This window comes from Paenibacillus faecis (genome assembly GCF_008084145.1).
In the GTDB taxonomy this organism is placed as follows: domain Bacteria; phylum Bacillota; class Bacilli; order Paenibacillales; family Paenibacillaceae; genus Fontibacillus; species Fontibacillus faecis.
Genome location: NZ_VSDO01000002.1, coordinates 235,021 through 261,593, shown reverse-complemented (window position 1 = coordinate 261,593; position 26,573 = coordinate 235,021). Strand labels below are relative to the sequence as shown.

Sequence of the window (26,573 nt, the reverse complement as noted above, 5' to 3'; positions counted from 1 at the left end):
GCGTTGGAAAGGATGTGATAGGGATAGGGTAGTTTCGGATATACGTTGTCAACATCCACAATTGTAACGGGGAAATTTCCTGTTAAAATGTACCGCTCTTTGGCTCTTGGATCGGATTTAGCTGGAAAAGCTCCATCTATTTCGCGGCCCTATTGCCGATATACACCATTTCAGGCACTGACGTTACATTAAACCCAAACATGTGCTGCCGATCCGCAACTTTTACTGGCCGTCCGTTATAATAGCGGCGTTTGGGGCTGCTATTTCGGCCCGATTCGCTTTTTCGGGAAAAATAGCGGTCAAAAAAGGCCTTATATCACTGGTGCGAACCCAAAAATCCGGTTTTTGCCCGACTTTCTCTAAAATAAGGTCCCAAATGACCGCTATTTCACACCGAAGAGCCAAATTCGACAAAATAGCGCCGCAAATGGCCCTTATTTACCCGTCCGGCTTCAAAGGGAGGCGGTTACGGCTATTAGTCCCCCAGTCGAATTCGACAAAATCGCGGCGAAACGGTTGCCGCCATTCTTTTTATCCGCTAAAATTCATTACCCCAGGCGGCCACCCGTAATTTTCAATTCCGCGCCCACCGTGTCCCTGGAGTTCCCGCCCACCATAATGGTGACCCGGCAAGGGACCAGGCCGAACGTCATGTCCGGCTTCCAGACGGCGAACGCCTCCTCGCCCAAACTGAACGTGATGTCGCGCTGCTCGCCGGGCGCCAGCTCCAGCTTCCGGAACGCCTTAAGCTCGGCGATGCGGCGGGTAATGCCCGATTCGCGGGCCCGGATATACAACTGGACGGTTTCGGACCCGACCCGGCTTCCCGTGTTTTTCAGCCTTACCGTTACGGTGACTCTGCCGCCTTCCGCAAGTTCCGCGGCGGAGATGTCGGATTGCGACAGACGCGGCTCTCCATACTCGAATTCCGTGTAGCTCAATCCGTAACCGAACGGATACAGCGCCGCCGAGGTCATGTCCACATAGACCCTTGGCCGGCCGGGATCCTTCTGGTTATAGTAGACCGGGAGCTGTCCGGAAGAGCGGGGAAGGGAGACCGGCAGCTTGCCGCTGGGGTTCACCCTGCCGAACAGCAGCTCTCCCACCGCCCGGCCGCCCTCCGTTCCGGGATACCAGCCGCACAGGATCGCCCCGCAGCCGTCCGCCCAGTCCCCGATCGCATGCGGCCGGCCTTGGATCAGTACGGCAACCACCGGAGTTCCCGTAGCCGCCACCTCCTTGGCCAGTCGGACTTGAACTCCGCCGAGCGCAAGATCCGCCAGATCGACGCCTTCCCCGCAATCCATCTCCGCGGGAAGGCCTCCTTCCCCGATCACGGCTTCTCCGTTGCTGTCGAAAACGCCGTCAAACCTGCGGGCGCTGCTGCCGCCCAACACCAAGACGCAAACATCCGCGCCTTTCGCGGCCTCCACGGCTTCCGCCAAGCCGTTTTCGTCCTCGTCGCGAATGCCGCAGCCTCGGGCGTAAACGATCTCCGTGTCTTCCGGCGCCATCATCCGGATCCCCTCGAGAATCGTCGTGCCGACTCCCTTCCGTTGAACGCTCGTATAGTCGCCCAACTGGTTGTACAAGCGGTCGGCATTCGGGCCGATGACCGCGATTCTTCCGGGCTTCGGCCCCAAAGGCAGCAGTCCTCCCTCGTTTTTGAGCAGCACGGCCGATTCGCGGGCGATTTGCAAATTCACTTCGCAGAACTCCGGTTTGCCGACGACCGAGATTGCCCGCAATTCGTTGACATAGGGCCGATCAAACAAGCCCAATCTGAATTTCAGCCGCAGCACCCGCCGCACCGCCCGGTCGATCAGCGCCTCCGAAACAAGCCCCTGCTTCACCGCCTCTTCCAGCGTCGAAAACGCCGTATCCCACAAGCTCAGGTCCACTCCCGACGCCAGGGCGAGCGCGGCGGCGGACTCATGGCTTCCCGTAAGCGCAATCAGCCGGTCGATCGCGCCCCCGTCCGCCATAACGATGCCGTCAAACCCCCATTCCTCCCGCAATATCCCGGTCAAAAGGCGCTCGTTCGCATGGCAGGGAATGCCGTCGATCTCGTTATACGCGGCCATAAAGCCGGCCGCGCCCACATCCTTCCCCTCTTTGGCGCCGGGAAGATGGATTTCGCGCAGCTCGCGCTCGCCGATCGGAGCCGGGCCGGCGTTGCGGCCTCCGAGGCCGGTGCCTTGTGCGCATAAATGTTTGAGGACCACCGCCACTTTATCGGTCCCCGCCAGATCGTCCGGGCTTTCGCCCTGCATGCCCCGGACGGCCGCTTCGGTAAACCTGGCGGCCAAATACGGATCCTCGCCGAAGCATTCTTCGGAACGCCCCCAGCGCGGATCGTGGAGAATATCCAGCGCCGAGACCAGGCCGACATGCGCGCCTCGGCTCCGGATTTCGGAAGCGACCATCCCGTAGGCCCGCTTCATCAACACCGGGTTCCAAGTCGAGCCGACGCCCAAATTGACCGGCAGCATCGTTCCGTCCAAGGCCTGATGCCCATGGGGGCATTCCTCGGTTAACAGAACGGGAATGCCCAGCCGGGTGTGCTCAATGACATAACGCTGCACCATGTTGGCCGCCTTGGCGCTGTCCGCGGCCGGAATGCCGGTGCGGTAGTCCACGCCGGACCAGGGGTCGCTGCGGAACAAACCGTATAGGGCTCCCATTCCCCCGCCCCAGGCCACTTCCTTTTTGAACTCGTCCGTAAGTTCGTATCCGTCTCCCACCTTGCGGTAGGCGTTCCAACCGTACATCCGCTGGTTTAATTGCCCCACTTTTTCGGCCAGCGTCATTCTGCCGAGCAGATCCTCGACGCGTTCCTCAAGCGCCACGCGGGGCGATTTGTATTTTTCCATTCCACGTCTCCCTCGCTTCCCCACAAGTAGGCGGGTCCTCAGTCGATCTCGGCTGCCGCATCTTTGGACGCGCTGAGCCCGCGATATTCCTTCGGCGTCATCCCCGTATACGATTTGAACACGGAGACGAAATATTTGTATTCCTTGTAACCTACCTTGTCCGCGATTTCAAAAACCTTGTCGTGCGTGGTGGCCAGCAACGTCTTGGCCTGTTCCATCCGCATTTCGTTCATGTATTCCGTAAAACTCTTTCCGGTCCCCTGTTTGAAAATGTAACTGAAATAGCTCGGCGTAATTTTCAGCCAAGCCGCCACTTCGGAAGCCTTCAAATCCGTACCGTTATGCTCGTTCATAAATTTCTTCGCCTTCTCGATGATCCAATAGGACTTATCGATGCCATGGCGTTCGATTCGCTGCATCAGCTGGCTCATTTCTTCCAGGACGGCGGTTTCCAGGGAACCGTACGTGTTAAAAATGTTCAAATCCCACGCCCCGCGGGGACCGTATTCCAGTCCGGTCATTCCGCTTTTGCGCAGCCGCTGCCGGAGCAAGGCCGACATTTCTTCGTACGAGCGCAAAATTTCTTCGGGCAAATAGCCTTCCTCACGGAAAAAAGTAAAGATCCCGGCAACCCGGGCCCGGACTTCCGCCGCATCCTGTTTCAGCATCGCGGCCATCAGGCGCTGCGCGGCATCGGTCGCGTCGAAGGCGGAAATCGTCCGCTCCCGCGCCGCCGCTTCCCGATCTTCCGGCAGCAGAACGGCTTTGTCGTCCAGCAAGTGATAAGGCAGCAACCCGCTGGCTTCGGCGCAGCGGTTGGCCGTTTCCTCCAGGTCGTCATACGGCTCCGACACGCCGCAGTACAGCCGGGCTTCCTTGAGTTTAGAACGCAAGGCGCCAAGCCATTGGTCCCACGCGGCCCGATCCATGTTCACATCGGATACGACCAGTGTAATGAGCAGGTTCTCATGGTCAAATACGGATACCGCGCGAAGGAACGGACGCGCAACCGCGGTATGCAGCCGATCGATCCAGTCATCCTGGATCTCTTCGTACCCTTCCGGCGGCTGCTCGCCAAACTGCTCGTAGAAGCAGTCCAGCTGCGTCGCCAAGACCCGGAATTGCGCCCCGCGCAAAGAAGAGGGAGCTTGCTTTCCGTAAGCGATGCCATGGCGGGCCATATGGGACAGCCACAGTTCGACCTCCTGCATCCCCCCGGCCTTCGCTTCGGACCCGAGCGACAGGACGACCTTTTTTACCACCTCGGTCAATTCGTCGATCTCCACCGGCTTGAGCAGGTAATCGCTGACTCCCAGCCGAATCGCCTGCCGGGCGTAATCAAAATCCTCATACCCGCTGATCATAATGACGCGCACTTCCGGAAACCGTTCTTTCAGGCATTTCGCCAATTGCAGCCCGTCCATGCCCTCCATGCGAATATCGGACAGCACGAGATCCACCCCATGTTCCTGAACGAGCCTCAGCGCTTCCATTCCGTCATAAGCTTCGCCGACGACCCGGACGCCCAGCTTCTCCCAGTCGATCGTACAGCGCAAGCCTTCGCAAATGACGGGCTCGTCGTCCACGATCAGCATGTTTACCTCGCCGTTCTTATTCCCAAGTTTATTGTTCATGACGCTCACCACCGTGATCTTCTTGACTTTCCCCCTTGGGAACCCGCAAGCGAACCCAAGTCCCCTGCGCGGAAGTGCCGATGACCTTCAAGCCGTATTCCGGTCCGAAAAAAATCGACAACCTCTCATGAATGTTGGACATCGCTCCAGGCTTGCCGTCTCCCTTCACCCAGGTTCCCCGATTCATGCCTTTTCCGTTATCGATGACGTCGATCCAAATCTCGCCATGGGCCGCATAACAATTTACGCTGATTTCATTGACGGCCTTGGTGCGGTCAAATCCATGCTTCAAGAAATTCTCCACCAGCGGTTGAACGGTCGCCTTCAGCATCAAGGTGTCCTCCAGACCCGCTTCGGTATGGAGCGTATATTTCAGCTTCTCCCCCAAACGCCGCTGCTGGAGATACAGATAGGACTGCACGAACTCCATCTCCCGGCGCAAGGTAGTCTTATAACTGCCGTTATTGACGCTGGAACGGAAAAATTTGGACAGCATTTCGATCAGCTGACTGGACTTCTCCGCCTTTTCCAGCCTGGCCGTCCACCTTATCATATCCAGCGTGTTGTACAGAAAATGGGGATCCATCTGATTTTGCAGCAGCTTGAGTTCGGATTCCCGCTCCCGCAGCTCCAGCTTGTACTTATGGTCGATCAACTGCTGAATGGTGGCGACCATCTCGTTGAATTTATGATTCAGCTCCGCGATTTCGTCCCTGGATTCGATCGGGACGCGTGCGGTGAAATCGCCGTGCATCACCCGGTACGTTTCTTTCTTTAGCCGCAGAATCGGCATGATAATCGTATAATGGAACCCGATCAGCGCGGTAAGGCCGAGCAGCAGGATGGCCGCCAGTATAAACAGCATCAGCAGTTTGACGCCGCGAAACCCTTCCGACACCGTCGTCTCGGGGATCATGGCCACGACATTCCAGCCGGTGTTATCCATGGAGGAGAACAAGGTCATATAGGCTTTTCCGTCTATCGGATAGGAGAAAAAACCCTCCTGCCCCAAGTCAAGCTTGCCCAGCATCGCTTCATCGGGAACAAAACGATCGCCCAGGTCATCCTTCGATCTCAAGATCACCTGCCCTTCGGGCCCGATGATAAAGACCGTTCCCGCCCCGTCCTCGAAAATTCCTTTTTCCAGCAAGTCCACGATGCTCGCCTCATCCATCCGGATCGTTAAGCGGCCCGTCGGCTTCGTAATTTCACTGTAGGAATTCAAAATCCGGAACATGGAGAGAATTCGGACATCTCCGTTCCAATCGCTGTTCAGGCTGTATCCTTCCGTCCAGACCATCCCGCCTTTGCGGGCTTCGGCCTGAAGTTCCCACCGGGATTCGTCGCCGCGGAACGGCTCGCCCATCTGGATCAAGCTTCCATTATATCCAGCGATTTCGATCGAACGGATATAACTGCGCGACATGAGCTGGAAGGTGAGAAATTCTTCGATATTCCGCTTGAGCTTCTCGCGCTGCTCGCTGCCGAGCGGCGGAGAAGACCTCAGGAACGACCGCATGTCCGGACTCAGAATCAGATAGTTGGCGATATCCTCCACTCTTCTCGTTTGCTCTTCAAGCTGATTGGTCACATTGTCCAAATTTCGCTTCGTGGAGTTCACAAACTGATCCCTTAAGATTTGGTTAAACTTATACTGGACCACAACGCCGACTCCAAATGTCGGCAGGATCACAAACAGCAGGAAGATCACCAGCGCTTTACGCTTGAGACCGAAGTTTCCCAAATATTTTCGGTAATGTCTCCTCATGGTGTCTCTTCCCTTCCGTGTGCTCTCCCCGGGTCAGCCCTTGACCGCCCCCGCCGTCATCCCGTTGACGAGTTGTTTCTGCAGCAGCAGATAAAAAATCAGGATCGGAATCAACGCGATCGTGAGCGCCGCCATCTGCAGGGTCAGGCTGGCGGTTTCTATGCCGACGAAGTTGGCCAGCCCAAGCGGCAGCGTCTTAAGCTCCGTTGAAGTGATCAAAACGAGCGCGAACAAATACTCGTTCCAATTATATATAAAGTTCAAAATAATAACCGTAGCCAGCGCCGGTCTTGTGATCGGCAATATAATCGACCAAAAAATGCGGTACACGCCCGCCCCGTCCATAACTCCCGATTCTTCCAGATCCTTGGGAAAGCTCCGCATGAATCCTTCCAGGATAAACACCGTCAACGACAAGTGAAACGCCGTATAAGGCAAGATCAGCGACCAGTAGGTATCGAGCAGGCGAAGCTTCTGCATGATCAGGAAGATCGGAATCAGAGTCGCATGAATCGGAACCAGCATCCCCAGCAAAAACGCGCCGTAAGTCACCCCGCGCAGCTTAAACTTAAACCGGGACAAAAAATAAGCGGCCAGCGCTCCGAGAAGCACGGTTATGATCAGGGAGGCGAAAGTAATAATGATGCTGTTTAAAAAATATACGTTCATATTCGCCACTTCCCAAGCCCTTGCGTAGTTGGCGAACTGCAGCGTTTTCGGAAACGAAAACGGACCCGCGGCGTATTCCTGCTCCGTTTTGAAGGAGTTGACCACCATCCAGAAGAGAGGAATTACATTAATAATAGCGAACAGGCACAAAAAAGTGTATGCGAATAACCGGTACAAGCCCGACTTTCTTTTCATCCCGCTTCCCTCCTTCCCTAAACCTCTTTCTCCCGGCCGAACCGATTGATGACGGAAATGACGATCAAACTGAAGAGCAGAACCAGGATGGATACCGCGCTCCCGTAGCCGTAACGCATATTGATAAAAGCGCTGTTGTACATGTAAATCGTCATGACTTCCGTCTGATGCGCCGGGCCTCCGCCCGTCAAAATCTGAATCAGGTCGAACACCCGGAAGGAGTTGCTGATGCTGTACACGACGCCCACCATAATCGTTCCCCGGATCATCGGAATCGTGATGCGGAGCGTCCGTCTCCATCCGGTAGCCCCGTCGAGTTCGGCCGCCTCGTTTACTTCGTCGGGGATATTTTGCAGCGCGGCCAGGAAAATAACCATGTATAAACCGCAATTCTGCCAAATGTACGCGATGCTGATCGACAGCATCGACCATGTCGAATCGCCCAGCCAATTCCGTCTCCATCCGTCCAGTCCGATCATGCTCAGCAAATTGTTCAACATGCCGTATTCCGTGTTGTACACCATGCCCCAGATGAGGGAAACCATGACCGAGGAAATGACGACCGGCATAAACCCGATCGTCCGGAATATCCCCGAGCCCTTCAGCCCGCGGTTAAGCAGCAGCGCCAGCAGCAGGCCCAGCGGGAGTTGGCCGATCAGTCCGGTCACCATGATGATGACGTTGTTCTTCACCGACAGCCAGAAGGTGTCGTCGGTCAGAATTTTCATGTAATTATCGAAACCCGCAAAGGTCATCGATCCGATCCCGTTCCAGTTCATCAGCGAGTAGTACAGCGACAACCCGATCGGAACGATGGCAATCCCCAGATAAATGACCAGCGCCGGGAACAAGCCGAGAAAAATCGCAAATTTGGTCCCTCTTAAGGTTTGCATCCGGTTTCCTCCTTTTTGCCCGTTTTCAAACCCGATGAATGAAGAAAACCCGGTTTATCGGGTTTTCTTCGGCTTCGGATTCAACTTCGGAGTCTGTTTGCTCCAACTTCACTTTAGTTCAGATTGTCCATCGCTTCCTGGACTTCCTTCGCCAACTCTTCCGGCGTTCCCCGGCCTACCGTTAGCGCTTGCAGTCCGTTTTGAAGCACGTCCACCACCTGGGTCGGAACGACGCTGTCAAACACCGGAGCCGTGCCGTTGCCCGTCAATTCCAGCATCTCCTTCAAATATTTGCTGGCATCCTCGGGAACTTCCACCTTCGCGGGCACCACGATGCCGTTGCGGATCAATTCTTTGTACAGATCTTCGTTGACGAAGAACTTCAAAAACTCCTCGGCCGCCTCGCGCTTCTTGTCATCCAGTCCGCTCTTGATCGAAATGCCGTATTGCACCACGCCAGCGCTCTTGGCCGCGTCGCCTTTTCCCCCCTCTACGCTCGGGAACAGAGCGATCCCGAACTTGTCTCCCTCGCTGTTCGTAATCCGCACTCTGCCGTCCACGGTCGACGAGGAGATATGCATGGCCGCTTTCCCTTGAATAAAATAGTCTTGAGCCTGAACCGAATCCATATTGTTCGCGTCGGTGTTGAAAGCGCCCAGTTTGCTCAGTTCATCCACAACGGCCAGGGCCTTAACGAATTCCGGATCGGTGAATTTCGCTTTGCCCGCCAGGACGGCCGGCAGGAAATCGCTGCCCGTAAAGCGGTCCCCGATAATCGAAATATAGGACGACTGCAGCGGCCACTGTTCCTTGTTGCCGAGGGAAATCGGCGTTATGCCCGCCGCTTTCAGCTTTTTGACCGCATCGATAAATTGATCGTAGGTGGCCGGAAACTGCTCATAGCCCACTTGGGCGAACATTTCTTTGTTGTAGTAGACGATATCGACAAAGGTCTGTTTGGTCGGAACCGCATATTGTTGGCCGTCCACATTGAAACCGGTTAGCGCGCTCTCCGGAAGAATCGACGTCCAGTGATCCATCAGGTCGTTGATCGGCTGCAGCAAATTCCCGGCCACCAGCGGATCCAGGTCGGCGCCCGGCCATACGACGTTGATGTCGGACAGGTTGTTTCCGGCGGCCAGGGTGCGAAGCTTTGTTTTGTACTGGGCGGCGGGGACGCCGTCCTGCTTGATCACGATATTGGGATGCTGCTTTTCGAATTCCGCGATTCGGGCTTTGTACACTTCGTTGTCCACGTTTGGCGAAGTCCAGGGATGCATCATGTTCAGCGTAATCTTCTCGGACTCCGTTCCGGCGCCGTTTCCACCGCTCCCCCCACTGCCCTCCGCATCGTTCTTGCCGCATGCCGCGGTAAAAAGCGTGAGCAAAGCGATCAGACCGAGCAGCAGTACTTTCTTGCTTTTGTTTGTTTTGTTCATAACCAACCCTCTTTTCGTGATAATGAAATCGGTGAATATCTAACAAACCATGATGCGTTTCTTATCCTGATTCGTTATATAAGCAATTATAAATCGGTTCACGCTTTGTCTATATCCCATAAATTTACGATAATATCCAAAAGAATCAAGATAAGTTTAAATTTCACGTCATGAAATGTAACATAATATAGTATAGACAAAGGTAAGCGGTTACAAATCATTTTGGAAAATAACCGCGCTGCGGCGGTCAGTTTCACATGTACGGTGATTTAATTTTCCGGCTCGTTCAAAATATAATCGACCAGCTCGTCCAACGGGACCGTGGCCAATGCGATCGCCGTGTCGGTAACTCCGTAGTAAACGTACAGCAATCCGTCCTTCACCACGTTGCCCGTCGGGAAGATGACGTTAGGAATCTGATATCCGAACTTCTCGTAATACGTTTCCGGCTCCATGATAAAATTCCGGGTCCGGGCGATGATTTTTTCCGGGTTCTCCAAGTCCAGCAGCATGGCTCCGACCCGGTACACGACATCGTCATCCACCCCGTGATAAAGGACCAGCCAGCCGCGGTCCGTTTTTACCGGCGGCGTCGATCCGCCGATTTTCCGCGACTCCCAGGCGGGATTCTCCCCTTTGGCCAACAGCTTCGGCTCATCCCAATGAATCAAGTCGTCGGAATAGGTGATCCACATCCCGGCTTTTTCCGTGCCGTATTTGTCGCCGACATATTCCTCGGGGCGGCGCAGCAGCACGTAGCGGCCGTTGATTTTTTCCGGGAATAAAATATTGTCCCGATCATTGATATCCAGCGGCGTCGTGTCGGCTAAAAACTCCCAATCCACGAGATTTTTGGAGGTCAGAATCGACGAGCGCGTCAGCCAATGCCCTTCCTGCTCGCCCCACCCGTCCGGGTATTCCGGGATGGAGCGCTCGGGGACCCCCCGGCCCGTCGGGTAATAGCTCATCGCGCAAGGACGCAGCGCATAGTTCAAATAAAAGGTGTCCTCTATTTTGACAATGCGCGGATCCTGTACGCTCCCGTACGGAAATCCCAGCATATCCGGCGTCACGACAGGCTCGTCCTTGACGTGCGTAAAGTGAACGCCGTCCTCGCTTTCCAGCAGGCCCAGGAAATTTTTGCACGGTGTCAGCGATCCGGCCGTCCTTTCGATCATATAGAACTTATCGTTGTCGATAATGACCGCAGGATTGAAAACGGTTACCATTCGCCATTCGTATCCCCCGGGTACCACGATCGGATTTTCCGGATGTCTCTCGATCTTCATCTGCATGCCTCCTCTAAATCCTCTTATAGGGCTATTATAAAACGCATTCAAAACGCAAAATATCCTGTGGACTTTAGAAAACGTCCGAATAATAGGGGTGTTTTTTGGGGAAATCAAAACCACCCGTGTGAACGGGTGGTTTGCTCTAAGGCTATAAGTCTTTATTACCGGCTCGCGTCTAAAGGCGCTTGCTTTCAAGCTACTATGTTTGCCTATCCCTGAAGGGGTGCGATTATTACTATATTGAACTATTGATTTGCATGTGGGGCAGCCGTATGGAATGTTCTTCCGATCGCAAAGGCGAGCTTTAGCTTATGCTTCCGATGCCAGCTTTCTTTCAGAAAGCTTGTAGCTTCTCCAGAATCATTTCACACTCTTGCCTATTGCTAATTCTTTAGTTCAACTTATATAGATAGTGCCCCGTCAGACTACCTTGATACATAGAATTCCTGCATATCTGCATGCTTTTTTCCTGTTTGGACTCAAAATTTCTAAATACCTGCAAATCTGCAGGAATTTTCGACGAAACCGGCTCATTTCTCTAAAATCGCTGGAAATGCCTGCAGATTTGCATCTTTTTTCGCATCCCCTCGGGAATCGGCTTAAATACCTGCAGATTTGCATCTTTTTGGAGTTGGAGATTTGGAAGAAACACCTAGGCGCCTCTTTGGATGTGACATATCACTTCGATTAGCCATTAAGCCCACTGACGTTGCATTAAACCTGACTTAGTGCTGCCGGTCAGCAACTTTTTCTGGCCGTCCGTTATAATAGCGGCGTTTTGGGCTGCTATTTCGGCCAGATTTGCTTTTTCGGGAAGAATAGCGGCTAAAAAGGGCCTTATTTCTCTGGTGCGAGCCCAAAAATCCGGTTATTGCCCGACTTTCTCTAAAATAAGACCCCAAAAGACCGCTATTTCACACCAAAGGGCCAAATTCGACAAAATAGCGCCGCAAAAGGCGCTTATCCACCGGCCAGAGTTCGAAGAGAGGCGGTTACAGCATTGGACCCCCGGGTTAATGCAACGCTAGTGCATTAAGCCACCTTTTCCTTTCGTTGTACATCGTAGCTTGAACACTCCTATGATAACGAAACCATCAGTTGGTTTTTGGCTATAAGCATCACTATACCACCCGCATAGCTGGTGGTTTGATTGTTTCGCCCGCTTCGCCACCTTAACTGGCTAAAGCCCCAAACAAAAAAGCGGGACCGCTTGGCGCCCTGGCCAATCCGTCCCACCGCTTTCGGCAAACCCATACAGGCTCACTTTACACGTCATAGTTCACGATGTAATTCTGCAGCCCTGTATTGTAATAACCGATGCTCAGCTCGATGATCCTTCCCCGTCCGTCACGGGAATAGCGGCTGCGTTTCAGGAGGGGGGTTCCCTCCTCCAGATTCAGCATATCCGCCACCTCGGGCCCGGCCGACTCTACGCCGAATTCGTCCCGCAGCCGGTCCAGGGACAAGCCCTGCTCTTCCAGCAGCTCATACAACGATTGATCTTTCATATCGGTCAGTTCCAGGCCTTCAAGCTCGATGGTCAAATAGTGCACGTAAAAAATATACGGCTGATCGTTCAAATCATAAAGGCGCTCCATCCTCAAGCAGCGCGTGCCGAACGCCCGGTACAGTTCCGTTCCTTCCTCGTTCGACACGATTTCCGTCCGCAGCCACCGCTTGCGGATTCGGTGTCCGGATTCCACGAGAATTTCCGTGAAAGGCTTCCACTTCGACAGTTTGGAGGCCGCTTTGTTCCGGATGACTTTCGTGCCCTTCCCGCTGCCTTTTTCCAAATAGCCTTCCTGCACCAATTCACTGATCGCCGCGCGTACCGTTATTTTGCTGACGGAAAATTCTCTCTCGAGCAGCGGTTCGGACGGAATGTTGCTTCCCAGCGCGTAAACGCCGTGCAAAATACGATCCTTTAAAATTTGTTTGATTTGCAAATATAACGGCCGGTCTTTTCGGGACAAGCTCATGTTCACTTCCACTACCTTTCCACATCGCCTATACGGCTGTCGATCGCCCGGAACACCTCCGCCTCCGAAGCCATCGGGGTATCGCCGGCGACCGTATGGGCCAGCATTCCCGCGGCAGCCGCGAAGTTCACGGACCGCTCCGGCGGAAAGCCCTCCAGTTCCCCGTGAATGATGCCGCTAGCAAAGGCGTCTCCGGCTCCAATGCGATCATGGACGGAAAAGGTCAGCCGCCGGGAAAACGCAAATTGTCCGCCTTTGTAAATAAAGCCGCGCAGGGAGTGGGAATTATCCGCATGGATATCCCGGTGCGTTCCGGCAATGACCCGGATTGCGAATTTGTCGGCCACCGCCGGAATCAGCGCCTTAAGCCGATCTTCCCGCGTCTCCTTCTCCGTATTCATGCCGAGGGTGAGCATCGCGTCCTTCTCATTCATCAAGACGATGTCCGCCAGCTCCAGCATTCGTTCGTAATGCGGCCGTGCGGCGAGGTAGCCCCGCTCTCCCCAGAGCGAAGGACGGTAGTTGCAGTCGAACACCACCGCCCCGCCCCGCTTTTTGACGGCTTGAGCCATGGCCAGCATATGGCCGCGGACACCGTCGTTCATGGCCAGCGTGATGCCGCAAAAATGGGCCGCGTCGACGGAGGCCGCGATGCCCTCCCAGTCATAGGTCCCTTCCGGCGCGGTGTTGAAACTGCTCTCCAGCCGGTTGGTATAAGTAACCCGGCTCGGCCGGACGCCGAAGCCGTTCTCCAAAAAATACATGCCCAGATAGCTGCCGCCCCGCTGCACGAAATCCGCGCCGATTCCGAGCTTCCGCAAATAGGCCGCGGCCGCGTCGCCGAGCGGTCCGTTGGGCAGGCGGGTGACGAGGTACCCGGCATGGCCGAACCGGGATAACGCCGAGGCGATATTTACACCGGTCCCGGAAAAAGAGTAATTCAGGACGCTGGATTGCGAAAGCAGCTCAACCCCCGGCACCTGCAGGCGCATCATCACTTCGCCGAACGCCGCGATCCGTTTAGGCATGGGTATCCGCCAGCTTTTTCATCGTGTCGAGCAGGGCGCGTACGTCCTGAACCCGGGTTTCGCCCGTCGCCTTCTCGATGATGGAGGAATACACGTGAGGAATGACCTGCCTTACGCCCGCCTCCAGGGCGATGCGCAAAATCGCCTCGAAATTGTCCATATCGATGCCGCCCGTCGGCTCCAGCGCAAATCCCGCTTCGGCGCAGGCCGAGGCGACCGCCCGGTACTCCTCTTCCCGGCTAAGGCCTTGCATCGGGAAATATTTGAGCGCGTTGCCTCCCATATCGCGCACAAGCGCAATTGCCGCAGAGACCGGTACGATCGCGGCTTCCCCGCCGGCCGCGCTGACCGGCCCCGTGGAAATGTTCACGTATCCCGGACGCCCGGTCGGGGACACCAGGCTGTTGATCCAGCTGTCCTTCCCGCCGAGGTTGGCCCGGGTCGCTCCGACCGCCGGAAACACCTGGTTGATGTGACTCCCCGGGTAATGCTTGGCGATCTCCGCCACAACCGCCGCCTGCCGGTTATCTCCCGCGCCGAGGCCGATGGAGACGGCTTCATCGATTTCCTTCCCGTAGGCTTTCATCGCGGCCACGGCTTCTTCAACCGTGGCATAAGCCTTGGAGAGCACCCCCACCAAAACATGGCCTTCCGCCGCCTCGAACACTTCCTTGGCGTTGGCGATATCCTTCGCCAGTACATTCAGAGCCACACGATCCTTATAGAAACGCTTTGCGATTTGCGACATCTCACTTGCCTCCCGTCAATTTTCGGATTTCGGACTCGATCACCTGGATGTCGTCCCCAAGCAAGGGGCGGGGGTCAATATCGAAATACCCCTGCCTTACCCCGTAATCCCGCGTATAAATGGCGATGTCCCCCTGCTGAAGAGCCGAGGCCACTTCCTTCGCGGATACGCCGACGGCCGCCGGATCGATATGAACGCGCCCGCGGTAAATGGCCCGTCCGGCTTCATCCTGGACGATCGTCACCCGGACCCCGGGAATGTCGTTCAGCGGCATCAACGCTTGCAGCGACGCTTTCTCCTGCTCGCTCTTATCTTCTTTGACCATGTATTCATCCAGGGCCTGCAGAAGACCGAAGATCGTTTCCTTGCCGACCTTCATACTGCGCCCGATGGCATGCAGCTGCACCTTGAGCCAGTCGATATATTGGCGTTTCCCGGCCACGATGCCCGAGGTGGGACCTTCGATCGCTTTGGAGCCGCTGTAAATCGCCAAATCCGAGCACGCCACATACTTTCGCAAGTCCTCTTCGGCCGCCGCATCGACGATAAGGGGGATTTCTTTGTCCTGAGCCACCTGCCAGGCTTCTTCGACGGAAATCATGTTTTTCTGGACCGTATGATGGGATTTCACATACAGGATCGCCGCGGTATTGTCGTTCACGGCGTCGGCGATATGCTCCGCCTTCCCTTCATTGGCATACCCGACTTCCACCAGCCGGCCGCCTCCCAAATGAACCATGGTCTCGACGGGAGCGCCGTACTGTACGTTGTGACCCTTGAGCAGGATGATTTCATTGCGGATGATGAATTCCTGGTGCAGCCGTTCGCTGAGCCGCCGATTTCCCCGCGTGACGAGCGCGGCCACGGAAAGAGCGATGCCGCTGGACGCCGAATTGACAACGACGGCCGCCTCGGAGCCGATCTTGTTCGCGATGTAATCCCCCGCCTTATCCACCAGATCAGCGATTTCGACATAGCTTTGTCCGCCTTGCTTCATGGCTTCCATCACCGTATCGCTCGGCGCGGACACGCCGAGAATACTCATGCGCCCGCTGGCGTTGATCACGCGCTTAAGGCCGTATTTCGCATTCCATGAATTCCCCATTCATCACAACTCCCTTGGCTCGAATAAGTTGCTTCGCCTGCCGCTCTTCGCCTTCCGAATCGCGCAGCACCGCCGGGCCTTCGTCCAGACGGAACAGCGTCAGGTTGGCGGTTTCTCCCGCACGTATGCGCGCAAGCTCCGGTTTGCCCAGCCAGGCCGCGGCCCGCGTGGTTACCATTGCGATGACTTCTTCCAAAGGATATCCCAGAAGAAGAAACTTCGACAGCACGCTGCCCATGCCGTACACCGGCCCGTTCAACCGGTTGCCGCGGTAGATGTCGGTGCTGATGGTGTCCGGCGCTATGCCGTACCGTTTGGCTGCTTCGGCGACCCGAAAGGAGAAGCTGGCCGTACCGTGTCCCACATCCAGGTGAACGCCCCGCCGGATCGCGTCGACCAGCACCTGAAGCGGCTGTCCCCCGGCGTCAAACAGGTTGTTCTTTTTGCCGTTCAAATAATGCGTGATGATATCTCTTCCCGCCAAAAGCGGAACGACCTCCCGGATGTCCGGCGGCCCCGACCCGATATGGACCATCAGCGGCAGTCCCGTTTCCCCGGACAGCTCCCGGGCCGCGCGCAGCGGCGCTATGCCGCTGTCCCCGACCACGCTTCGGCTGATGCGTGCCTTCAAGCCGACGATGAACTCCCCGGCGGCGTTGACCGCTTGGTTAATCTTTTCCCGGTCGATCCACTCCATGCGCGACAATTCGTCGACACGGCTCAGACCGATGCGCGATATATTCAAAAAAGCAAACACCCGCGTCTTCGCCCGCTCCCCGTCCTTGAGGAGGTCGGCGATCCGGTCCGCCCCGCAGCTGCCCGCGTCCACGATCGTGGTCACGCCTTGGCGGACCCCGATCTCATCGATCTCGTCGCCGTAGGGGTCGAACTCGGGAAACGCATGAACATGCATATCGATCCAGCCGCTCGACACGTACAACCCTTGGCCGTCCCGTTCCTCTGGAGCGCGGCCCTGGCCCGGCCCCGTGATCTCCGCGATCCGGCCGCGGTCGATCACGATATCGACCTCTTCCCCGCCGACTCGCTTTACGCGGCGAAGCACCCATGTCTCTCCCATGATATTCACCTTTTTCTTTTATAACATTATAATGTTTAATTTAGCATGAGGGGTCACTGAAGTAAATATAACGTTATAATGTTTGAGATTGCAGTTCCAAATCAAAACCGATCTCAAACATTCGGGTCCAAGGAAAATGCAGCCGGGCCAAACGGACTTCTCCATCCCGAATGCCTTGGAAATATTCCGCCGTTAGCCACTTCATCTTCACTTCCAAAATCGTCTGCACCTCATCCAGGCAATGGCCTATCTCGTAATAGCTCGCGTTCAGTCCGGGCAGATCGTTCTCCAGCATGTCCTGGCGGACGAGGGATTGATAAATAAAATCCTCCACGAGGCGCTCATAATAAAATTTCCGGCTTTCCCGGAACGTTTCGATTCCGGCCGTCTGTTCCGGATGCTCCAGATAGTAAGAAACGATGACGAAATGGGCGATGACCGTGCCCAGGGCGTTGCCCGAGGTGTTCCAGCCCGCATAGGCTGTCAACCGGTCCAGCAGTCCTTTGCTCCTCAGCAGCTGGATCAGCACGGGATCGCCGCCATTGCAGGTCGCGACATCGCCCAATGCGACATGCTTGCCTTTCCGGAGATAGGTTTCCGCGGCCTCCACGATTTCGCGGTACTGAATCTCCGAGAAATACGAACGGTGCCGCTCCCGGAAAGGAATCTGCTCCGCCATCCCCGCCTGGTCGACGGCCGGCGAATGGACGATCAGCACCAGCGGCGTTTCGCCGGAATGGTCCGCCAACACGGCACCCGCCGCGGTCAGGTGGGCTTTGACGCTCTCGTTCAGGCTCCGGTCCTCGTATTTCGGCTTGATGAACGGGCCTTTCGTCGAAGAGTAACGCACGAAAATTTCCGGCTTGTGCCGCTTGGTCTCGCAAAAAATATGCGAAAACATCGTGCACCCGACTTCATCGGCGCCGGGATAGATCATAACGCGGTCCATGACGCCCAGCTCCCACGCCCGGCCGATCATAAGCTGCTGCTCCTTCGGGGAAAAACCGTACTCGGCGTTGTCGTCCAGCGGGATGACCAAATGGTCGATCACGCCCTCGCGCGCCAGTTCCAAGGAATGGAGATTGACCTGCTGGTTGACCTGCCTGCGCCCGACGAAATCATTCAGATATTCCGGGGGAATCAGGGCCTTTACCCGTTCCAGCTCCTCCCGCTCCGCCTCGCTAAGGGTGTCCCGCTCCTCTTTGTCGGTCAAGTAGCTGTATCTAAAAATTTGCCCGCCGTGAAATTTGTAATAGTCCGGCTCTTCCTCGTCCTTGTTGTTGTTCGGCACCCGCATGATCAGATTGAAAGCGTGAATCCGCAGCCCCGGCCTCTGTTTCTTGATTTCCCCGAGCACGGACAAGCGCTCCAGGCATTCCTCGAAGGTCAGATGATGCAGGCGCGACGGAACGATGCCTCCATAAACCAGCAGGTCGATCGACACGAGCAGATAGTCCGCATCCGCGGTTTCCTTCAAAAGCCACTGCCGCACCGCCGCCGTATCGGCAGGTTTCTTTTTTTGCCCCAGCAGCCGGATGTCCGGCGCAGCAAGCTGCAAATCGGTCATTGCGGCAAGCCGCAGCGGAAACCGGTAATTGCAGGGTCTTTCGTCCAATGGCAGATAAACCACTTTTGACATGAGTGCGCTCTCTCCCTTTCGCTTAGGAAATTAAGCGTTTTCATTGTAGTGTACGCTTACTGCTATCTTAGCGCTCCCGACGGCAAAGAAACATCCCACGATTTTACGAAAATATCCAAAAAATGAGGCCGGGGGATCCTCAGAGAGATCCCCGCTCAAAAGCCTCCAGCACCAGAATTTCTTCCAATTCCGGGGGATTCGGCCAGTGAATGTAGCGTTCCCGCTCCAATTGGCGCAGCCCTTTCAGGATGTCTTTTTTGCCGCGGCCGGTCATCCGCTCCAGTTCTCCCATCATTGGCATCCTCCTGCGTTGGATGGTGAAATTAAACAGGATACGCAGCAGCTTGCGCTCAAGATCAGGAAGCATGGCTTCCGCCCCCTTTCACCGGGGAACAGGCCAGGATTTGGCTGGCCCGAAAAGCCCGGGGAGCCCCGCTGGTCAAGCAAGTGGCCCGCACCAAACCGCCTCTGACCGCATGAACTTCGATCCGCCGCTGCGTCACTTTCCCTTTCCGGTCCAGGTAGATGATCTCTACGATTCGTCCGATGTATTTTTCCACGCGCCTCATCTCCAAATAAGAACATTTGTTTGTATTATATGCGAACACACGTTCTTTATTCAACAAGAAAAAATCACCGTCTCTTCCGGGAATTCCTTGACAGCCGGAGAACTTACCAAAGCCGGGCAGGGGCTCCGAAACTTATGATTTGCGTTTAGAAACGGGGAGATGAACTTAAAATAATTAAAAGGAGTGAGTGCGATGGGACTATGGAAACCCGGTGAACGATACCGCAGTTGGGGAAAGGCCGTCCTATGGATCAGCGCGTTTGCGATTTTGCTGGGCTGCGGGTATGTAATGTACATTTTGTTTTCGGTGTACTGGGGAAAATAAATGGAGGAGGCCGCTCTTGAAAAGAGCGGCCTCTCTTTCATACGGAGTGTGTAATTCAAACTGCAGTGTTATACGATCCGTTCTTTACTTTTGTTGTTCTCTTCGTACATGAACTTATAAAAGCCCAATACCTCCGGACTTTTGGGAACCGTTAGCAGCTTTTGTTCCAGCTTCTTGTTAAAGTTTCTCGTCATGCCTTCCCTTCCGGAGGGAGAATAAAACTGCGCCAAGGCCGCTTCGCCGTTCGAGTTGATAAAGGAAATATTGTAGGGAAAAATCCAATCGGTCTTTTTCTTGAGGTCGGTTTCTTTTTTGGTGACCGCATATTCCTCGAACAGCCCTTTGTGAAGCGTCGTTTTGGCGTACTCCTCTTCCACGTAGTACTCTTTCCGTATCACTTCAGCGGAGGTGGCAATGATATTCTTGAGCGGGATTTTAAAAATATTCTCCACCACCCATTTGCGCCCGTCATGCCTTCCTTCGATCACATCCAAAAACTCTTCGTCGAAAAGCAACTGAAGCTCAATTTGCGGGTATTTGACCGGCAAGCCGGAAATAATTTTAACATATGTAGTTTTGGACACGATGTAAAAGCCCCCCAACCTGTCATGCATCTTTTTTCCAATTATACACGACGGTTGGCGGGGCTGTCTTCTTTTTTCGTCACATTAACTTGGCTTCGCGTCTTTCCATGCAGCTAATATTTGCCGCCGCAGCCGGTTGATCGCCACCGCGGCTTCCTCCCGGGTCAACGGCGCTCCGGGGCGTTCTCCGTCAAAAATGCCGCAAGCTTTCGCTTCGGCCCAATCCTTGGCCGCCCATTCGCTGACCTGCTCGATATTGCGTTCCTGTCCGGAAATATCATGGTCCTCCTCTCGCCTGGGGTTATTGGAAACACCGTATCTCCCCTGCAATTCCTCCGACGTTCCGCGGTACACGTTGAGATCGACATGGCCGGCAATTCCGGCGATCCGTCCGCTGTCGCTGTGCTGCCAAAACTCCCACTTTTTCCAGGCCGGAACATCGTAGGGAGCGGCCGAGCTGTAGCGAGCGACCCAAAGCGGATAGCTTTGCAGCGTTTCATCAAACTGCTGGGCGAACGCGTTGCCCGTATAGATGATCGGGCGGATGCCGGTCAGCCGCTCCACTTCGGACAGAAACGCCTTGGCAATCTGGTTGATTTGCGTCCGGCTCAAGCCTGCGGGGTTGTTTTCGTAGTCCATGACGGGCGGGAGGGCGAAGGGCGTGCCCACGCCTTGCAGCGTTCGCGCGAAATGCTGCGCCTGCTTTGCGGCCGCTTCGGGCGAGGTCGCGTCCAGGAAATGATAAGGGCCGGTAAGCAGCCCTGCCTTGTGTGCGCCCGCAGCGTTGCCGCGGAATTTCGGGTCGACCCAGGCCGTTCCCTGGGTCGCTTTAATAAAGGCGAAAGAGAGGCCTGCGGCCTTGACTTTCGGCCAATCGACCTCCCCCTGCCAATGGGAGACGTCGATGCCGCGCGCGTTACGGTTGCTTTTTGCCTGCATGATCCTTGATTCCCTCCTCGCTGTTTTCTCCGCTTTTGGATTGAAAAATCTTCACGGCGCTCCGCAGCACCTCCGGCATGGGAATCCCCATCCGCCCCACGTTTTCGATGATGGATAGCAGTTCCGTCGCCAAATAAAAAAAGATCACGGCATCCCGGATATAATGCCCTTCGCCTAAAATCCCGTCGATGAGATTGGCGATGGCGACCAGGATAAAAATCGTGACCTTGCGGATAATGCCTTCATGCCCGATCCGGCTGCGCAGCTCCCCGTTCATCCACGCGGCGACCCAGCCGGTAATCCAGTCGGCGATGACGAAGACGAGTAGAACCTGGAGGAGAAGGGTCCAACCGCCGACCATGTAACCCATCATCGCTCCGACAATAGAGGCTGTGCTGGTGGTGAAGTAATCTAGGTGGTCTTTCATGTCGATTGCCTCCTTGGGATTAGTGGAAAAGAAAAAGCCCCCGGATTTTCCGTAGGGCAAACAATAATAATTCCACTATTAAGTCGAATAAGTCGAAAACTATAAAACTATTCTAACTTATCTCTACCGGTAACCTTAGTATTCAAGTAAACAGCCAAGCGGAAGCATCAAATCTATAGTTTCCTTTAGCACTATTAGTTGGCGATGCACCAAGACCTCTTATACCAATTTCAAAATTATCTCTTAACTTCATCACCCATTCGGGAGAAAGTTCACTCTCAAAAGCTGAATATTTTGTTAATCCCTCATATTTATCGGCTTTTAGTCCTAATATTACATACATTTTCCCGATAGCCAGATTAAAATCAATTAAGGCAATTTCCGCTAAGTATTCGTCACTTTCATAACCTTCTTCGCTTACACTTAAAATTTGCAACGCTGTATTGGATGTCGTATGGCGTACCATAAAAAGATAACCGTGCCGGTTAGCCCTTAAATAAGCCCCCCTAGTCCCCACTAATAAAATTCTATTTCTATCCGGGTTGTTCGAGATGGTACATATATTAAAAAATTTATTGGAATCTGTTGTTTCTAAATCCCCTTGACTACTTATATTAATTTGTTCATAACCTTTAATGTCAATCTTCCCGATTTTTCCAGCCAAAGCTGAAAACGTATCGCTCCCTGATGCCGGTACTCCTTTGCCAGTGATGGCGGAAGCGATTGTGTTTTTCCCATCACTGACATTTGTAAAAAGCTCATTGATCGCGGCAACCGTGTTGGATTTAACCCCGGTGAGTAGGGATGCCAACGGGCCAACGGCGTTGTTTGCGGCATTGGCCGAGTTTTGGGCGGCCGCCGCCGCACTATTTGCGCTGTTGGCTGTATTCTGAGCCGTCGCAGCCGCTGAATTTGCCACACTAGCCGTGGCTTTCGCCGCCACAGCCGCATCATAAGCCGACTTGACCGCCTTGGGCGTGGCGGCAAGCGCTTCGCTGCTGCTGTTGGTGGCACTGGATAACTGCACGATACCTGGCTCGGTCAAAGTAGCCGAAGGAACATGGACTTCCTTCAGTTCCTCCCGCACCTCTCCCACCGCCGCATCAATCTTATCCCAGTTCTCATTCAGCATCGTCTCAATATTAAACGTGTCGTTCCCGTCCGCGACGGGGTCTTTTTTCAATAAATCAAGGTTAGGCGTTTTGCTGGCCAAGGGAACCACCTCCTGCAAATTTGGATAAAGGGATCTGCTCCATCTCGCTCAACGTCTTGACGCCATGAAGCTGATGGATCAACAAATAACTGAATTCGTACTCGACCGCCAGATGCGCCGGCTTAATCTCCTCGATCATCGCCCGCAAATCGTCCAGATTTGGCGGAATGCCGATCGTATCGACGAATTTAACCGTAAAACTCCACTCCGAAGGCGCAAAAGTCACATCGACTGTCCCGCCGTCGTAGGCTTCCGCCACGTTTTTGACCAGGCGGCCGGAGAACTGCCCCGCCCCGCGCAGCTTGGACTCCACTAAAGCCCGGCGCTGCTCCAACGGTTTTTCCTTGTCCGTGGTCAAACCCAATTCCTGTTCCCACCGATCCAGCCCCCACGTCGCCGTTCGCACAAAAAACTGGTCCAACGTCTCGTTTAGCGCCCGATAAAGCTCATCCAGTTCCGCGCCCTTCGCGTTCATATCCGAGCTCATAATGCGTGAGTTTTCATAATATCCCGGCAAAAAAGAGAACATCTCGCGTCCCAGCGGACTGGAGATCTCCCGCTCAGCCGCATACTCACCGGCACGGGCACCTCCGGCGTCTTGGGCGACAACCGCCATTGCCGCGGCTTCGACATTACTCATCAATTTCCACCGCCCCCGGCACGGCGACCTGACCCGGCAAAATTTCGATGTTCGCGTCCGCCTTACCGTTCACCGTCAGGTCGGTATAGTCGATGATCGGCGGGATATCGAGCAGGATCGCCGCAATCCGTGTAAATCTCACCAGCGGATCGGCAAAAGCGAGCTGCTTCAAATAGTCCCGCAGCCCCTTTTCGATCAGCGCTTTGACCTCCGGCAGCGTCACCCCGCTGGCCAGCGTCAGCTTCACGCGGATTGCGATCGGCACCTCCTCCGCGGCCATCACCGTCACGACGGGCCCCGCCGGAGCCATGCCTTCGCCCTGGCCATCCATCGTCGGATCGATGTGCCGCTGGACCGCGGCCACGATGTCGGCATTCGCCGCGCGTTTGTCCGTGTCCAGCAAATAGATCCCGACGGTGCCCGGACCCTGCCAAAGCGGCCGCACCTGCACCCCGCCCACGCCGGGCACTTCGCCGGCCCACTTCATATACTGCGCCTTGTTGCCGCTGGTCCCCTGATGGCGGACCTGGGCGTAAAAACGCTCCAGCAGCAGTTCGTCCGACTCCGTATCGGCGCCGCCGCGCGTTTCCTCGGGATTCGTCACGGCGGTGATTCCGCTGACCGGCGTCGACATCAACGTAATGACGCCCGCCGGAACGACACCCGAACGCCCGGGCACCAATGCCCGGATCGGAGCGGTCCCCGTTCCTTCCGACCCCACCGTCGCCGGCTGCGTCGTTTCATACTCCACGGACGGCTCGTTCGTCCCCTCGTCCGCCGGCGTCAGCACGGCGGTTCCCGCCGGGACCACCGTACCCGGGACCCCGGTAAAACGGATCGTCCCGACCGCCGCCACGGCCGGCCGCCGGGTGACCCCGTGCTCCGCCGCGCGCAAATCGAGGTACGCCCCGTAGGTCGTCCCCGCAAAGCCGCGCTGCAGCACCTGCTGCGCCCAGCCTGCGGCTTCCGCCAGCACAAAGGCCACCGGAGCCTGGGCGTCCCAAATAAAAGAACCCTCGGATTTATCGATATCCGAAGGCACCCTCGCCAGCATCCGCTGCATAATATGTTCTTCCGTCTGTTCCTGCAAAAATAATGGCAGCTCCGCCATCAACTCACGCTCCCTTCCAAAACCAACGCTTCCTCCTGAACATTCGTCACCCGGCAGGTGAACCGGCACCGCTCTCCCGTCCAGTCAAAAACAAATTCATCCACGCTAGCAGTCCGGGGATCCGTCAACAGGGTTTCCCGGGTGATCCGCTCGATCTCGCTTTCCTGAACGGCGCGGCTGTAGCCTCGGCCGATCAATTCCTCGTACTCCTGCCCGTAGTCGCGCGAGTAAATCAAGTGCCTGTAACGCGGCGTCCGGATCGCCTTCTGGCACCACATCACCCAGGCTTCCGTGTTATCGGCCGGGACGATTTTTCGCGCAGGCGTCAAGACGAACTCGCCCCGGTCAAAATCAAACCGCCAGCTCCGCCCGAACGGAACCCGCTCATCCGCCGTCTCCTCCCCCGCTCCATCGGCGGCCCAGGCCTGCTCCGCATCTATCGGAAAAAGATTATCCACCCGCGCTCACCACCTTGCAGAGGACAACCGCATCGTGACCGCCGTTCAGCGGAATGACCAGCACCCGGTCCCCGGGCTTGTAGACCGGCTTCAGGACGACTTCCTCCGTTTCGGAAGGATCGAAGACGAACCGCTCTTTTTTTTCGGTCACGCCTCCCGTCCACTCCAGCTCAGGCAGCTTTAAAGTCCCCGGAAACTCCGCCACATAATAATCGCCGATCTCATGCTTGAAATGATCCAGCTTGAGCCCCGTGGAGGTAACCGTACCCAGCTCGGCTGCGGTGCCGGAGAGGGCTTCCTTTGTTTTGCTCCAGGCCTGTTCGCGAAAAGCGGCGGCCAAAGCCGTATAAGGATCAGTGCTCAAGAAAATACCTCCTTTTCACATCTTCATACGTCGCCAACTCCAGCGTCATATGGCCCGGATCGCCCAGTTGATGACTGACCGAAGTCACGATCAGGTTCAGACCGTTGAAGTTCACTTGATCTCCGGCCCGGACCGTATTCAGGTCGATGCAGGACACGCTGTAGGACAGGCCTTTGCCGGTAAGCATCGATTCGGCCAGCTTTTTGGCGGCGTCCGCCGTTTTGACATTCTCATCCTGCACGATCCGCTGCAGCACGCCATACTCGGCGGTTTGCCCCGAAGCGATGGCCAGCACCTTGGAAGGCGCGTTTTCATCGGCCGACGAACCCAGCACTTTCACCCGGGTCACCGTTTCCTCCAACGTCCGGCTTTGCGTCGCTTCCTCGATCCCTTCCAGCCTCCAAACGGTTTTGTTCCCGCCGATCTTGAACAGCTCCAGCCCGGCGGACGTCATCCGCGGGATGAACATGTCGCCTCCCGATTTTACCGTTTCCTTCAGGTCGGCCATGATCATGCTGTAGATGGTTTGCGCCCGGTAAACGGCCTTGTTCAGCTTGGTTTTCGTATCGGGGACGGACGCCAGCTTGATGCTCCAGTTGGCGGCATGCTGTTTTAACCGCTGCGAAGCGGTTCCTCCTTTGGCAAAAAGACACTCGTCCTCCGATTTGGCCAAATAAATCGTGCGGTCATACACGGTGAGATTCATGTGCTTCGTCTGGCCGGCCGTGCTGCCGCAATCCCAAACCACCCCCGGATGCAAAAGCGGCACCCGATTCGAAGCGCCGAATGGCACGCCGCTGATCCGAATTTCGTGACCGGGTTCGATTCCCGGAAAATCCGCCGGAACCTTTATCGCAATGGAGGCCTGATAAGCGATCTGATCGAGCGAATCGGTCAGCGTTATGCTCTCGACCAGTTCGCGCAGATCATACTTATTTTGCAGCACCACCTCATAGCTCATGAAGGCATCACCAGCTTTTGGCCGGGCTTGATCTTGTTCGGATCCTTGCCGATGACCTTGGCGTTGGCGTTATAGATCGCCTGCCATTTGGCGCTGCTGCCGAGCTCCAGCTTGGCGATTTTCGACAGTGTGTCCCCGGTTTTCACCGTATACGTTTTGGGCTTCGGCTTCGTGTCCGGGCGGCTGGCTTGCCGCGCCAACTTTCCCGCGGCCGCGGCCGCATTCGTATGGACCTTCATATTGCGCCACGTCCGTGCCGTCAGCTCAAAATAAACATCCCCCGGTTCCCCGCCTTTAAACGTGGTATTATGGGCCGAGATCATGACCAGCACATTGACCGCCGTCCCCGTGATGATCAGCCTTACCGGCTGTTTGCTGTTCATCATCTTGGTTAGGAGGTTCATCGCCTCCTGAGGATCGGGTATCTCGCGATAATTGCAGTATCCTTCATCATACACCGCCGGAAAAAAAGAAGAGAAGGCGATTTCCTTCACCTTCTCTCCTGCGGGAAAGTCGTATTCGCCCAGAGACAGGATATTGACCGTCTCCAGGGCCTTCCCCCGGGATATCGTGATTTCCTCGGGATTGACGGGGAAATGAAAGTCATTTCCCGCGCCATCCTTCAAGTGAATTTCCATGCGCG

The 26,573-nt window shown here is 55.5% G+C and carries 26 protein-coding genes; 1 reads left to right on the top strand and 25 read right to left on the bottom strand.

The annotated features are described in order from the left end of the window. Positions 1-548 precede the first annotated feature (548 nt). The 15 genes from FRY98_RS09015 to FRY98_RS08945 form a co-directional block, all read right to left on the bottom strand. Positions 549-2,873, bottom strand: coding sequence for a glycoside hydrolase family 3 N-terminal domain-containing protein (locus FRY98_RS09015; RefSeq protein WP_148451439.1), 2,325 nt, complete (start codon positions 2,871-2,873; stop codon positions 549-551). Between the two features lie 38 nt (positions 2,874-2,911). Continuing rightward, entirely contained in the window at positions 2,912-4,507 is a 1,596-nt protein-coding gene (locus FRY98_RS09010) for a response regulator (protein WP_148451438.1), read from the bottom strand. Further along, positions 4,497-6,275, bottom strand: a complete 1,779-nt coding sequence (locus tag FRY98_RS09005; protein ID WP_148451437.1) for a sensor histidine kinase — start codon at positions 6,273-6,275, stop codon at positions 4,497-4,499. Before FRY98_RS09005 ends, FRY98_RS09010 begins: the two co-directional genes overlap by 11 nt. A 33-nt stretch (positions 6,276-6,308) precedes the next feature. Continuing rightward, positions 6,309-7,139 carry a carbohydrate ABC transporter permease gene (locus tag FRY98_RS09000; RefSeq protein WP_148451436.1) on the bottom strand — a complete coding sequence of 277 codons (831 nt, stop codon included), beginning with the start codon at positions 7,137-7,139 and terminating at the stop codon, positions 6,309-6,311. Between the two features lie 17 nt (positions 7,140-7,156). Continuing rightward, positions 7,157-8,032, bottom strand: a complete 876-nt coding sequence (locus FRY98_RS08995) for a carbohydrate ABC transporter permease (protein ID WP_148451435.1) — start codon at positions 8,030-8,032, stop codon at positions 7,157-7,159. A 113-nt stretch (positions 8,033-8,145) separates the two neighbouring features. Further along, positions 8,146-9,471 carry an extracellular solute-binding protein gene (locus tag FRY98_RS08990; protein ID WP_148451434.1) on the bottom strand — a complete coding sequence of 442 codons (1,326 nt, stop codon included), beginning with the start codon at positions 9,469-9,471 and terminating at the stop codon, positions 8,146-8,148. 269 nt (positions 9,472-9,740) lie between these two features. Beyond that, on the bottom strand, positions 9,741-10,760 hold the full coding sequence (locus FRY98_RS08985; protein ID WP_148451433.1) for a glycoside hydrolase family 130 protein: 1,020 nt from the start codon (positions 10,758-10,760) through the stop codon (positions 9,741-9,743). Positions 10,761-12,028: 1,268 nt separating this feature from the next. Beyond that, positions 12,029-12,742 (bottom strand): GntR family transcriptional regulator, encoded by a 714-nt coding sequence (locus FRY98_RS08980; protein ID WP_148451432.1) that lies wholly within the window; start codon positions 12,740-12,742, stop codon positions 12,029-12,031. Between the two features lie 11 nt (positions 12,743-12,753). Continuing rightward, on the bottom strand, positions 12,754-13,770 hold the full coding sequence (locus FRY98_RS08975; protein ID WP_148451431.1) for a sugar kinase: 1,017 nt from the start codon (positions 13,768-13,770) through the stop codon (positions 12,754-12,756). Next, on the bottom strand, positions 13,763-14,518 hold the full coding sequence (gene dagF / locus FRY98_RS08970; RefSeq protein ID WP_148451430.1) for a 2-dehydro-3-deoxy-phosphogluconate aldolase: 756 nt from the start codon (positions 14,516-14,518) through the stop codon (positions 13,763-13,765). The genes FRY98_RS08975 and dagF overlap by 8 nt, the downstream gene beginning before the upstream one ends. A 1-nt stretch (position 14,519) precedes the next feature. Further along, positions 14,520-15,623 carry a DgaE family pyridoxal phosphate-dependent ammonia lyase gene (locus tag FRY98_RS08965; RefSeq protein WP_148451429.1) on the bottom strand — a complete coding sequence of 368 codons (1,104 nt, stop codon included), beginning with the start codon at positions 15,621-15,623 and terminating at the stop codon, positions 14,520-14,522. Further along, positions 15,589-16,701: an amidohydrolase/deacetylase family metallohydrolase gene (locus FRY98_RS08960; protein ID WP_148451428.1), complete on the bottom strand. Its 1,113-nt coding sequence runs from the start codon at positions 16,699-16,701 to the stop codon at positions 15,589-15,591. The genes FRY98_RS08965 and FRY98_RS08960 overlap by 35 nt, the downstream gene beginning before the upstream one ends. Positions 16,702-16,774: 73 nt before the next feature. Continuing rightward, positions 16,775-18,340, bottom strand: coding sequence for a DUF4127 family protein (locus FRY98_RS08955; RefSeq protein ID WP_148451427.1), 1,566 nt, complete (start codon positions 18,338-18,340; stop codon positions 16,775-16,777). 139 nt (positions 18,341-18,479) lie between these two features. Beyond that, positions 18,480-18,707: a hypothetical protein gene (locus FRY98_RS08950; protein ID WP_148451426.1), complete on the bottom strand. Its 228-nt coding sequence runs from the start codon at positions 18,705-18,707 to the stop codon at positions 18,480-18,482. Next, entirely contained in the window at positions 18,697-18,909 is a 213-nt protein-coding gene (locus FRY98_RS08945) for a hypothetical protein (protein ID WP_148452607.1), read from the bottom strand. Before FRY98_RS08945 ends, FRY98_RS08950 begins: the two co-directional genes overlap by 11 nt. A 192-nt stretch (positions 18,910-19,101) precedes the next feature. Here FRY98_RS08945 and FRY98_RS29195 point away from each other — a divergent pair, with 192 nt between their 5' ends. Further along, positions 19,102-19,233, top strand: coding sequence for a hypothetical protein (locus tag FRY98_RS29195; protein WP_263639132.1), 132 nt, complete (start codon positions 19,102-19,104; stop codon positions 19,231-19,233). A gap of 68 nt (positions 19,234-19,301) precedes the next feature. Here FRY98_RS29195 and FRY98_RS08940 read toward each other — a convergent pair whose 3' ends face one another. The 10 genes from FRY98_RS08940 to FRY98_RS08895 all read right to left on the bottom strand — a co-directional run bounded on the left by FRY98_RS08940 (position 19,302) and on the right by FRY98_RS08895 (position 26,568). After that, the gene (locus tag FRY98_RS08940) at positions 19,302-19,817 is read right to left on the bottom strand and encodes a hypothetical protein (RefSeq protein ID WP_148451425.1); all 516 of its coding nucleotides are present in this window, start codon (positions 19,815-19,817) and stop codon (positions 19,302-19,304) included. A gap of 84 nt (positions 19,818-19,901) precedes the next feature. Next, the gene (locus tag FRY98_RS08935; protein WP_148451424.1) at positions 19,902-20,756 is read right to left on the bottom strand and encodes a glycoside hydrolase family 25 protein; all 855 of its coding nucleotides are present in this window, start codon (positions 20,754-20,756) and stop codon (positions 19,902-19,904) included. Continuing rightward, positions 20,734-21,183, bottom strand: coding sequence for a phage holin family protein (locus FRY98_RS08930; protein ID WP_148451423.1), 450 nt, complete (start codon positions 21,181-21,183; stop codon positions 20,734-20,736). Before FRY98_RS08930 ends, FRY98_RS08935 begins: the two co-directional genes overlap by 23 nt. Positions 21,184-21,325: 142 nt before the next feature. Beyond that, positions 21,326-22,396 carry a phage tail protein gene (locus tag FRY98_RS29590; RefSeq protein ID WP_225039202.1) on the bottom strand — a complete coding sequence of 357 codons (1,071 nt, stop codon included), beginning with the start codon at positions 22,394-22,396 and terminating at the stop codon, positions 21,326-21,328. Beyond that, complete coding sequence (locus FRY98_RS08920; protein ID WP_225039205.1) at positions 22,377-22,925, bottom strand: YmfQ family protein; 549 nt, start codon at positions 22,923-22,925, stop codon at positions 22,377-22,379. Before FRY98_RS08920 ends, FRY98_RS29590 begins: the two co-directional genes overlap by 20 nt. Positions 22,926-23,028: 103 nt before the next feature. Continuing rightward, entirely contained in the window at positions 23,029-24,147 is a 1,119-nt protein-coding gene (locus tag FRY98_RS08915) for a baseplate J/gp47 family protein (protein ID WP_148451421.1), read from the bottom strand. Then, positions 24,147-24,605 carry a DUF2634 domain-containing protein gene (locus FRY98_RS08910; RefSeq protein WP_148451420.1) on the bottom strand — a complete coding sequence of 153 codons (459 nt, stop codon included), beginning with the start codon at positions 24,603-24,605 and terminating at the stop codon, positions 24,147-24,149. Before FRY98_RS08910 ends, FRY98_RS08915 begins: the two co-directional genes overlap by 1 nt. Then, positions 24,598-24,969 carry an NUDIX hydrolase gene (locus FRY98_RS08905; protein WP_148451419.1) on the bottom strand — a complete coding sequence of 124 codons (372 nt, stop codon included), beginning with the start codon at positions 24,967-24,969 and terminating at the stop codon, positions 24,598-24,600. Before FRY98_RS08905 ends, FRY98_RS08910 begins: the two co-directional genes overlap by 8 nt. Beyond that, the gene (locus tag FRY98_RS08900; protein WP_148451418.1) at positions 24,959-25,930 is read right to left on the bottom strand and encodes an XkdQ/YqbQ family protein; all 972 of its coding nucleotides are present in this window, start codon (positions 25,928-25,930) and stop codon (positions 24,959-24,961) included. Before FRY98_RS08900 ends, FRY98_RS08905 begins: the two co-directional genes overlap by 11 nt. After that, positions 25,927-26,568, bottom strand: a complete 642-nt coding sequence (locus FRY98_RS08895; RefSeq protein WP_148451417.1) for a LysM peptidoglycan-binding domain-containing protein — start codon at positions 26,566-26,568, stop codon at positions 25,927-25,929. The genes FRY98_RS08900 and FRY98_RS08895 overlap by 4 nt, the downstream gene beginning before the upstream one ends. Between the last annotated feature and the right edge of the window lie 5 nt (positions 26,569-26,573).